Origin of the sequence: Aeromonas sp. HMWF014 (assembly GCF_963878295.1) — a bacterium.
GTDB classification, from domain to species: Bacteria; Pseudomonadota; Gammaproteobacteria; order Enterobacterales; family Aeromonadaceae; genus Aeromonas; species Aeromonas popoffii.
The window spans coordinates 2,845-13,305 of the sequence record NZ_CAWNYS010000541.1 but is presented as its reverse complement, the minus strand read 5'-3'; the positions used below and the strand labels follow the sequence as shown (position 1 = coordinate 13,305).

The following is a 10,461-nucleotide window of genomic DNA, read 5'->3' as shown; positions in this document are numbered from 1 at the left end:
GGTCTGCAGGGTCGCCAGCGGGTCGGCTGTGATGATGTCAAAACGGTTGTCCGCCCCTTGAGGGCCGGCCGACTCCAGCAACATGGCCCAGGGCTGATGATGCAGACGAGTAAACAGCGCATGCAGCGTCGTCTGGTGATCAAAATGGTGGATATGAAGAGTTGGTTTCATTTTTTGTTACACAGGCAACAGTTTGCACCCTGCTCCCTAGCCGGTACGGGGGGGCAAGCGTATCATAGGCGCCGGAATTTTTAGAAAAAACACGCCGTTGTCTCTCGGATCGGCAGGCACCTCGCCTGGCACCACCACACCGAAGCACGGCTTATATGGAAGCCCTTGCTCTGCCGTCATGGTGAAGACAAGGACCAGTGAGGATGATATGAGCATCATTAAAAAACAGGATTTTATCGATTCCGTCGCCGACGCCCTGCAGTACATCTCCTACTATCACCCCCTCGATTTCGTCCATGCTGCCAAGGCTGCCTATGACCGCGAGATCAACCCGGCCGCCAAGGATGCCCTGGCCCAGATCCTGATCAACTCCCGCATGTCCGCCGAAGGGCATCGTCCGCTCTGCCAGGACACCGGCATCGTGACCTGTTTCGTCAAGATCGGCATGCAAGTCCAGTGGGACAGCGACATGACAGTGCAGGAGATGGTGGACGAAGGTACCCGCCGTGCCTACACCAATCCTGACAACCCGCTGCGCGCCTCGGTGCTGGCCGATCCGGCCGGCAGTCGCACGAACACCAAAGACAATGCCCCTGCTGTGGTGCATATCGATATGATCCCCGGCAACAAGGTGGAAGTGAGCATCGCGGCCAAAGGCGGCGGCTCCGAGAATAAATCCAAGATGGTGATGCTCAACCCCTCTGATGATGTGGTTGAGTGGGTGCTGAAAACCGTGCCGACCATGGGCGCAGGCTGGTGTCCGCCCGGCATGCTGGGCATCGGTATCGGCGGTACCGCCGAAAAAGCCGCAGTACTGGCCAAAGAGGCCCTGATGGAGCACATCGACATTCAGGAGCTGATCGCCCGTGGTCCCGAGACCACCGAAGAGCAGCTGCGAGTCGAGCTCTACGACAAGGTCAACAAGCTGGGGATTGGTGCCCAGGGTCTGGGCGGCCTCACCACAGTGCTGGACGTGAAGGTCAAGAGCGCCCCGACTCACGCGGCCTCCAAGCCGGTAGTGATGATCCCCAACTGCGCCGCCACCCGTCACGTTCACTTCGAACTGGATGGTTCAGGCCCCGCCGAACTGACCCCGCCGAAACTGAGCGACTGGCCGGAAATCACCCGTGAAGCGGGTGGCAACGTGCGTCGCGTCAACGTCGACGGCATCACCAAGGCGGAGCTTGCCAGCTGGAAGAGCGGTGATACCGTGCTGCTTTCTGGCAAGATCCTCACCGGTCGTGATGCCGCCCACAAGCGCATCGCCGACATGCTCAAGAAGGGAGAAGGTCTGCCGGAAGGGGTCGATTTTACCAACCGTTTCATCTATTACGTCGGCCCGGTCGATGCAGTACGTGACGAAGTGGTTGGCCCCGCGGGTCCCACCACCTCCACCCGGATGGACAAGTTCACCGACATGATGCTGGGTGAAACCGGCCTCATCGGCATGATCGGCAAATCCGAGCGTGGCCCCAAGACGGTCGAGAGCATCAAGCAGCACCAGGCCGTTTATCTGATGGCCGTCGGTGGCGCCGCCTATCTGGTGGCCAAGGCGATCAAGAAGGCGCGTGTGGTGGCCTTTGCCGACCTGGGGATGGAAGCCATCTATGAATTCGAGGTGGAAGACATGCCGGTAACAGTGGCGGTAGACTCTCGGGGCAATAACATACATGAAACAGGCCCGGCCTACTGGTCAGCCAAGATTGCCGAGCTCGATACCAAGCTCTCCTGAGTCGCCAACTTGTCGGTAGCTGCTTCACGGCCATCAGGTGAAGCGGCCAACTCGCAGGTCCTATTCAACAATAGGCACTGCGTAAAAAGGCGATTCCAGGGCCTGGTATCAGTCAGTTAAGCATTTTTTGTGGCTGAATATTCCAAGTCTTGAGTGACAGGAACTGTGCCAGGGTTAACGCGTCAATCTGGCTGACACCTTTGCCTTGGCTGGCATCCAATAAAAAGAGGGAGGCATCATGCCTCCCTCACTCTTTGGCCCTTATCCCTCGCGGGTTGGGACTCACACTCTCTTATTAGACCCCAGGGGCGCCTTTTTCTATGCGTGGCAGGCCAGATTGGCGACCGGCTCATAGGCGGGGTCGTCCTGCTTGAAGGTTGCTTACTGGGATATTTTGCCCCCCTGTAATCTTTGTTGATGACCTCGTCTGTGCCTACGACTGTTCATCCCACTCTGCCTTTGCACGGTTTTATCCTTTCGCTCGATCGGTCCAGTATCAATGGTTGAGATAGATATCCTGTCCGCCATAGGCCAGTGCGCCGTTGTGAACGGGGAGGGCGGTCCTTGCCGGTTCGAAGAAGCGAGTCAGCACCCCGAAGCGTTGTCCCAGCTTGCTTAGCTTGGCGCGATCCAGCGAGACCTGCTCAGGCAGCCAGGTCAGGACGGCCGCGCAGTGGCCATTACCCAGACTCTGCTCCAGCATGCGTTGCCAGTTTTTGATCTTGGGGCTGTGTACCACCAGCACGCGATCAGGATTGATCCCCTGTGCCTGCAGCTGTTTGGCCACCGGCAGGCCCGGCGGGGCAATGAGCAGGATCCAGCCCGTGTCGCCGTGGCTCAGTCTCACCAGCTCATCGAGCAGCGGCGGTTCCTGGCTGGCAGATGCCGTGAGAGGTTCATCTTCGATCTTGCCTTGATGCCGAGTGGGCCAGGGATTGCTCATGCTGACAGAGGCGGCAAAAAGGGGATGACTCATGGGCTGGCTCATATGCTTTTCCTGTATGAATAACCATGCTGTATGTGCATACAGTAGTTGCAACTCACACCAGTGACAAGCCATTTATGGCTAATAATGTGATCAAGCTTGCAGGAATTATGTTCATGCAATTGATTTTAATAGATATTTATTTTTCGCTGAAGGAGGGTGTTTTTTAGGCTATGGACAAAGTGGGAGCCGGCGCCCATGGTTATACAGTCACTTTGTGAAGAGGAGAGATGAGGATGGACGTTAGCACCTTGCAACGAATAGATGCCAATATCCTGCTCGGGATCATCAATGAGAAGCTGCGGCTGGAGTGCGATGGTCTGGAGGAGTTATTGGCCTATTACGACATGACGGAGGATCAGCTCGCGACCCGTTTATTGCAGATAGGCTATCACTACGACCCCATGAGCAATCAGTTCAAGGCACATGGTTAAAGGGGGGGGAGATCGCCATCATAGATTGTCGTCAGTCTGGTCCTATGAACAGTGCGCATTGAAAACGATTTCAATGCGCACTGTATTTTCAGTTATTTTCATGGATTTTCAGTACTTGGCAATGATTGAAAACCTATTCACGGGTTTATATTTTCATTTATTTATTAAGTTGCTGATTTCAAATGAAATAAGTGGTCGTTGTTAATCAGTTTCAGGAAAGGGTTTTCAAGATTGAACTGTCATTTTTATGCGTTAAAGTGTGACTTGCGTTAACTTTTCAACCATCAGCTTTAGCTAGTATGCCCACGCCGGAACATATTCTGAGAGAACAACAGCACCGGTCCCTAATGGGATAACAATTTTATTATTCTGTAACGAAGGAAATGGTTTATGGCTACCAAGAAGAAGACAGACCAGGATCTCCAACTGGATAAAGATCAGCTCAAGGCGAGTATCGTGCGTCACCTGCGTTCTACCTTGGGTACAAGCGAACAGAAAGCCTCGCCAGAAGCGTGGTGGAAAGCGACCGCAGCCGCCGTCAACGAACAGGTGTACGAGCGCCTGACCCGCACTCAGCAGACTCACTTCAAGAAAGATACTCGTGCCATTCACTATCTCTCTGCTGAATTCCTGATGGGGCGTTTGACCTCCAACAACCTGCACAACCTCTCCCTGTACAAAGTGTGTGAAGAGGCGTTGGGTGAACTCGGTCTGGAACTGACCGACCTGTGTGAACAAGAGCCGGACATGGCGCTCGGCAACGGTGGCCTTGGCCGCCTGGCCGCCTGCTTCATCGATTCGCTGGCGACCCTGAATTACCCGGCTGTCGGTTACGGCATCCATTATGAGCACGGCTTGTTCCGTCAGGAGATCCAGGATGGTCGTCAGATAGAGCGTCCGGATTCCTGGCGTGAATATGGCAACCCCTGGGAGATTTGCCGTCCCGAGTCCGTGCAAGACGTGCCGCTCTACGGTTATGTCGAGACCGTGTTTGGTGACAACGGCGGTCTGAAGAAGGTGTGGCACGCTGGTCGCAAGATCAAAGGGGTGCCTTGGGATATCCCTGTGGTGGGCTTTGGTGGACATACCGTCAACATACTGCGTTTGTGGGAATCCCGCGCCTCCGAGTTTTTTGACTGGGACGTGTTCAACGCCGGTGGTTACATCGACTCCCAGGCCGAGAAAGCCCAGGCTGAAACCATCTCCAAGGTACTCTATCCGAACGATGAGACAGACGCGGGTAAGGAGCTGCGCCTGATCCAGCAGTATTTCTTCTGTGCCTGTTCCATCAAGGACATCATGCGCCGCTACAAGCGGGTGCATGGCTCGGATTTCAGCAACTTTGCCGCTCAGATCGCCATTCAGCTCAACGATACCCACCCGACTGTGGCCATCCCCGAGCTGATGCGGATGCTGGTGGATGAGGAAGATCTGAACTGGGATGCTGCCTGGGCCATCTGCTATCAGGTCTTCTCCTACACCAACCACACCCTGCTGCCGGAAGCGCTGGAGAAGTGGTCGGTCAGTCTGTTCGAAAAGGTATTGCCTCGTCATCTGGAAGTGATTTACGAGATCAACGCCCGCTTCCTGAGCGAGCTGGTCGAGCCCAAGTGGCCGGGCAACGATGCTATCAAGGCCAAGCTCTCCATCATCGAAGAGGGAGATGTGCGCAAGGTGCGCATGGGCAACCTGGGTGTGATCGGCTCCTCCAAGGTGAACGGCGTGGCCGAGATCCACTCCAAGCTGGTGAAAGAGGATCTCTTCCCTGAGTATGCCGAGCTGTGGCCAGAGAAGCTGTGCAACGTTACCAATGGTGTGACCCCGCGTCGTTGGCTGCTGGCGTGCAACCCGGAACTGGCTGGCCTCTACAACGAAGTGGTGGGCAAGGAGTGGCCGCTGCAACTGGACAAACTGCGTGGCGTAGTGAAATTTGCTGACGACAAGGCGTTCCAGCAGCAATTCATGACCATCAAGCGTCATAACAAGGAGAAGCTGGTCAAGGTCATCAAGGACGAAACCGGCATTGATGTGAGCGCCGAGGCGATCTTTGACATCCAGATCAAGCGTCTGCACGAGTACAAGCGCCAACAGCTTAACCTTATCCACATCATGGCACTCTACCGTCGTCTGCTGGCCAACCCGGACTATGACATGCACCCGCGTGTGTTCATCTTCGGCTCCAAGGCGGCGCCCGGTTACAAGCTGGCCAAAGATATCATCTATGCCATCAACAAGCTGGCTGAGCGGGTCAATAACGATGCTCGCATTCAGGGCAAGCTGAAGGTGGTGTTCATGCCGAATTACCGCGTCAGCCTGGCCGAGAAGCTGATCCCGGCTGCCGATGTCTCCGAGCAGATCTCCACCGCCGGTTACGAGGCCTCCGGTACCGGCAACATGAAGATGGCATTGAACGGCGCCATCACCATAGGGACGCTGGATGGGGCCAACATCGAGATCGCGGAAGAGGCGGGTGCCGAAAACTGCGCCATCTTCGGTCTGAATGTGGACGAGGTGAAGGCATTGAAGGGACGCGGTTACAACCCGTATGACTTCTACTATGCCAACTCCGAGCTCAAGGCTGTGCTGGACTGGTTCGATACCGACTACTTCACGCCGGGTCGTCCGGGTGAACTCGCCTCCATCAAGCGCTCCTTGCTGGAAGGGGGCGATCCTTACCTGACCCTGGCCGATTTTGCCTCCTACTCCGAAGCTCACAAGCTGATCGATACCTGGTATCGGGATCCTGCACTGTGGGCGAAGAAGGCCATCATCAACTCGGCCACCATGGGCAAGTTCAACTCGGATCGTTCTATCCAGGACTACGTGGATCGGATCTGGAACCTCAAGCGCTGCAACATTACGGGTTGATCCCGTCTTGATATGAAAAAGCCCTCGCATTGCGAGGGCTTTTTGCTGGGTGTGAGTCAGCGGATCAGAGAATGTCTCCGACAAAGTAGGCAAGCACTGCCAGCAGCACGGTGAACACGATATTCAGTGCCATCCCCGCCTTCATCATCTCTTTTTGGCGGATATGACCGCTGGCGAAGACGATGGCATTGGGTGGGGTGGCCACCGGTAGCATGAAGGCGCAGGAGGCACCGATGGCGATCAGTACTGCCATGACGATGGGGGATACGCCCAGCGCCTCGGCCACCCCGGCAAACAGCGGGATCAGCAGGGCGGCGGTGGCGGTATTGGAGACCAGTTCGGTCAGAAACACCACGAAGGCCGCCAGCATCAGCAACACGATGAAGATGTTGGCATGGGAGAGCACGGCCGACAGGTGGCTGGCCAGGAAGGCACTGGTACCGGTGGCCTTGAGGATGGCGCTCAGGGTCAGGCCGCCGCCAAACAGCATCAGCACGCCCCAGTCGGTGTTCTGGTTGACGTCATCCCAGCTGGCGACGCGGCTAACGACGATGGCCACGATGGCGCCCATGGCGATCAGGGTATCGAGTTGAGGAACGCCGCCGAAAGCGTTAGAGATGGGCTGCGAGCCAATCCAGAGCACCACTGTGGTCAGGAAGATGGTCAGCGTGACCTTGCGTTCACGAGTCCAGTTGATGGTGACATCCTGGATTTCAACCCTGTGGTTGAGTTGTGGACGGGTGACCAGATAGAGGAGGGCAATGCCGCAGGGCATCAGGATCAGCACCACAGGGATGCCGAATTTCATCCAGTCGGTGAAGCCAATCCCCATCTGGGCGGCGGCGATGGCGTTGGGCGGACTGCCGACCAGGGTGCCGATGCCACCAATGCTGGCGCTGTAGGCGATCCCCAGCAGCACGAACACGAAGGTGGCGCGATCTTGCTTGCTGTCGAGCCGTGCCAGCATGCCGATGGCCAGTGGCAGCATCATGGCGGTGGTGGCCGTGTTACTGATCCACATGGACATGGCGGCAGTGATGGTAAACAGCAGTATGACGCCCCAACCCAGATGGCCGTTGGCCAGGTGCATCACCTTGCCCGCCATCAGGGCGTCCAGCCCCTGTTTGGAGAGGGCGGCCGCAAGGGCGAACCCCCCGAAGAACAGGAACAGGATGGGGTTGGCAAAGTCGGTGAGGGACTTGCTCATGTCAAACACCCCGAGCACGGTCGCCAGCAGTGGCACCAGCAGGGCCGTGATGGTCACGTGCAGGGCTTCAGTCAGCCAGAGAATGGCGATGAAGACCAGAATACCCAGCCCCTTGTTGACCATGGGATCAAACGGTAGCCAGGCCAGCATGGCACAGAGCAGCAGCGTATCCAGGATGACAATCCCGGATTTGATGTCTAGCCAGCGAGATGGGGTAGCGGGGGGGACAGCAGATGTGTGCATAGCGTTCTCTCGGTTAATTTATGGTTGTTGTTGTGTTGCCGAGATTACATTTATCCCGCTGTGTGAAACAGGGGGAAGTCGTCAAATCATGCCGGGACTCACAGAGTCAAGGTGGGTGAAAACATTAAACAAACAAAAATTAAACATTTAATTATCATTTGGCGGAAGGAATGAAGGAGGCCAGCCACTCCTTGAACAGGCTCTTGGGCTGGGAACCACTGCGCTGCGCCATTATCTTGCCCTGCTTGAACACTATCAGGGTGGGGATGCTGCGGATGGCGTAGCGGGCCGCGATGGCCTGCTGCTGCTCGGTATCGACCTTGACAAAGCGAATGTTAGGTTCAAGTTCACTGGCAACTTGTTGAAAAATTGGTGAAAATTGTATGCATGGCCCGCACCAGCTGGCCCAGAAGTCGACCACGACGGGAAGGTCGGATTGGATCAGGGTATCGAACTGTTCCTCGCGGCTCATGACGGGAGTGATACCAAACAGCGGTGCCTTGCAACGGCCACATTTCGCGTTTGAATCCAGTTTTTCGTCAGGCAGGCGGTTCTTGGTGAAGCAATGACTACAATAGGTAGTGATAAATGACATAATTAATTCCTGTATGCGTAAGCCCTGCAACATCTTTCTTGCACTGACAGGGCCGAGTAACGGTAACATAGCAGTCAGTTATCTTTCACTGCCAGTGATCCGGTTTCGGCATTCTGTCGGCGGATACACGGCCATGACATGAGAATCTAGACGGGATGAATAATGTGACACGGGTCAATCGTGTTGTCCTGAGCCTGATCATCGTAGCGCTGCTGGCATTCTCCGGTTATTGCTGGCAACTGCTCAGTCAGCAGCAGAAGGCCTCCGAACTCAGCGTGGCAGCGGAGTTGATCCTCAACCGGGTCAACACGGATACCGTTTATCTGCTGGGACGAGAGAAGGCCAATGATGGCAATGTGCAGCAGCGTCTCAACCAGCTGTCGAGCAACCTCGACAGCTTCGTGCGCGAGGTGCGTAATGACCCCGACGCTGCTGATAATCCTCACTCCCAATCCCTGCTGCACGACATCGACAGCTACCTGCTGGATCTGGCCAAACTCTACTCCATGGAGATGGCCATCGAGTACATAGAGCAGCCGTTTCAAAAACAGCTCAACGCCTTGCTGGCGACCCTGCCAGCAGATGCTCCTTTGGCCATAGATCTGACCGAGCTGGCACAGCTCAGTCGCTACCTCAAGCGCAGCTGGGACAAGGGCGAGCAGGAGCAGCTGGAAAAGCTGCAACAACGGCTCAAGACGGCCTATCCTTCCCTTCCCGAGGTGGCAGGTCTTGCCCAGTTGAGCGAAGATGTCAGCCACCAGGTGGTGGACTACCACGTGCTGCGCAACCAGGTTATCGACATGCATGAGCTTGATGGGTTGTCGGTCTGGAAGCAGAGCAAGATGGATCAGGCCTCCTCCCTCAAGAGCCGTTTCTATCTGATCGTGCTGGGGGGGGCCATGCTCTGTTTCGCGCTGGTGGCAGTCACTCTGTGGCGTCGCAATCAGAAGCTGAGCGATCTGTCGCGTCAGACCGGCTTGCTGGCCCAGGCGAAAAGTGATTTTCTGGCCAACATGAGCCACGAGATCCGCACCCCCATGAACGCCATCATAGGCTTCAGTTCGCTGGCGCTGCAGACCGAGCTGGATCAGCAGCAGCGGGATTATCTCAGCAAGATCAAGTCTTCGTCAGATACCTTGCTGCTGCTTATCAATGACATTCTGGATCTGACCAAGGTCGAGTCCGGCAAGCTGACTCTGGAAGAGATCGACTTTGATCTCAGCGAGCAGATAGATTCGCTCGCCGGCATGTTTGCCGATCTGGCCGAGCGCAAGCAGATCGAGGTCATCATCAACAAGTCACAGGCCGTGCCCGATTTCCTGCGCGGCGATCCGCTGCGACTTGGTCAGGTGCTGGTCAATCTGGTCAACAATGCCATCAAGTTTACCGAGCGGGGCGAGGTGGAAGTGGCCATCACCCTGGTCAACCAGCATCCCATGCGGGTGCGTTTCAGCGTGCGGGATACCGGGATCGGCATCGCCGAGGAGAAGCAGGCCCAGCTGTTCCAGCCTTTCACCCAGCTGGAGGCGGGGAACACCCGCAAATATGGGGGATCCGGCCTTGGTCTCAACATCTCCCAGCGGCTAGTCGAGCTGATGGGGGGGCGGATCACAGTACAGAGCAAGCCGGGCACAGGCTCTGTGTTCCAGTTCGAGATCCCCATGACCAAGGCCGTCTATGGGGTGTCTGGTCGTCGGGTCTTCTTCGAGCATCAACCGCTCATTCTGGTGATGGATGACAATGAACTGGTGCTGGATCTTGCCAAGGACATTCTCGGTCGTGCCGGTGTCCGGGTGGAGGCGGTCAACAGCCTCTCCCGGGCTCGTCAGGTGCTGCGCGAGGAGGGCCAGAACATACGGCTGGCCATCCTGGACTGGCGTATGGGGCAGGAGGATGGCCTGGATCTGGCCCTCGAGATGTACCAGCACAGTCAGTGGAGGCGCTTGCCCATCCTGATGACCAGCGCCTGGGCCAAAGAGGGACTGCACGGGCGTATGGAGAGCATGGGGCTGACCCACTTCCTGTCCAAACCCATGACAGAGAATGCCCTGCTGGCCAAGGTGGATGAGCTGCTCAATGGCAGCTCCCACGATCAGCAGATCCGCCAGGCCGAAGCCCAGGGCGATCAGCAACACTTCCGTGAGCTGCTGCAAGGCGTCAGGGTCTTGCTGGCGGAGGACAACAGGGTCAATCAGCAGCTCATCATCGAATACTTGCGCCGGGTGG

General features: G+C 56.5%; 7 protein-coding genes and 1 pseudogene. 4 read left to right on the top strand and 4 right to left on the bottom strand.

Annotated features, from left to right (window positions below):
- Positions 1-171, bottom strand: a pseudogene (gene pabB / locus AAC083_RS23420) (aminodeoxychorismate synthase component I); the annotation flags it as partial.
- A gap of 208 nt (positions 172-379) precedes the next feature.
- Here pabB and AAC083_RS21115 point away from each other — a divergent pair.
- On the top strand, positions 380-1,903 hold the full coding sequence (locus AAC083_RS21115) for a fumarate hydratase (RefSeq protein ID WP_108537641.1): 1,524 nt from the start codon (positions 380-382) through the stop codon (positions 1,901-1,903).
- 496 nt (positions 1,904-2,399) lie between these two features.
- Here AAC083_RS21115 and AAC083_RS21110 read toward each other — a convergent pair whose 3' ends face one another.
- Complete coding sequence (locus AAC083_RS21110; RefSeq protein ID WP_042034871.1) at positions 2,400-2,891, bottom strand: cell division inhibitor SulA; 492 nt, start codon at positions 2,889-2,891, stop codon at positions 2,400-2,402.
- 233 nt (positions 2,892-3,124) lie between these two features.
- On the opposite strand from AAC083_RS21110, the gene AAC083_RS21105 reads away from it, so the two are divergent.
- Together AAC083_RS21105 and AAC083_RS21100 are read left to right on the top strand one after the other, a co-directional pair.
- Positions 3,125-3,322 carry a DUF4250 domain-containing protein gene (locus AAC083_RS21105; protein ID WP_042034869.1) on the top strand — a complete coding sequence of 66 codons (198 nt, stop codon included), beginning with the start codon at positions 3,125-3,127 and terminating at the stop codon, positions 3,320-3,322.
- Between the two features lie 390 nt (positions 3,323-3,712).
- Positions 3,713-6,190 carry a glycogen/starch/alpha-glucan phosphorylase gene (locus AAC083_RS21100; protein ID WP_108537638.1) on the top strand — a complete coding sequence of 826 codons (2,478 nt, stop codon included), beginning with the start codon at positions 3,713-3,715 and terminating at the stop codon, positions 6,188-6,190.
- Positions 6,191-6,254: 64 nt separating this feature from the next.
- Here AAC083_RS21100 and AAC083_RS21095 read toward each other — a convergent pair whose 3' ends face one another.
- Positions 6,255-7,640, bottom strand: a complete 1,386-nt coding sequence (locus tag AAC083_RS21095; RefSeq protein ID WP_108537637.1) for an SLC13 family permease — start codon at positions 7,638-7,640, stop codon at positions 6,255-6,257.
- A 154-nt stretch (positions 7,641-7,794) separates the two neighbouring features.
- Entirely contained in the window at positions 7,795-8,235 is a 441-nt protein-coding gene (gene trxC, locus AAC083_RS21090; protein ID WP_108537636.1) for a thioredoxin TrxC, read from the bottom strand.
- Positions 8,236-8,390: 155 nt separating this feature from the next.
- Here trxC and AAC083_RS21085 point away from each other — a divergent pair.
- On the top strand, positions 8,391-10,461 hold a 2,071-nt coding region (locus tag AAC083_RS21085), incomplete at its 3' end, for an ATP-binding protein (RefSeq protein ID WP_258224807.1).

What these genes read in the sequence shown, in the direction of transcription:
- AAC083_RS21100 (WP_108537638.1), top strand. Translation starts at nt 3,713, where the DNA reads ATGGCTACCAAGAAGAAGACAGACCAGGATCTCCAACTGGATAAAGAT.
- AAC083_RS21110 (WP_042034871.1), bottom strand. Translation starts at nt 2,891, where the DNA reads ATGAGCCAGCCCATGAGTCATCCCCTTTTTGCCGCCTCTGTCAGCATG.
- AAC083_RS21095 (WP_108537637.1), bottom strand. Translation starts at nt 7,640, where the DNA reads ATGCACACATCTGCTGTCCCCCCCGCTACCCCATCTCGCTGGCTAGAC.
- AAC083_RS21105 (WP_042034869.1), top strand. Translation starts at nt 3,125, where the DNA reads ATGGACGTTAGCACCTTGCAACGAATAGATGCCAATATCCTGCTCGGG.
- trxC (WP_108537636.1), bottom strand. Translation starts at nt 8,235, where the DNA reads ATGTCATTTATCACTACCTATTGTAGTCATTGCTTCACCAAGAACCGC.
- AAC083_RS21115 (WP_108537641.1), top strand. Translation starts at nt 380, where the DNA reads ATGAGCATCATTAAAAAACAGGATTTTATCGATTCCGTCGCCGACGCC.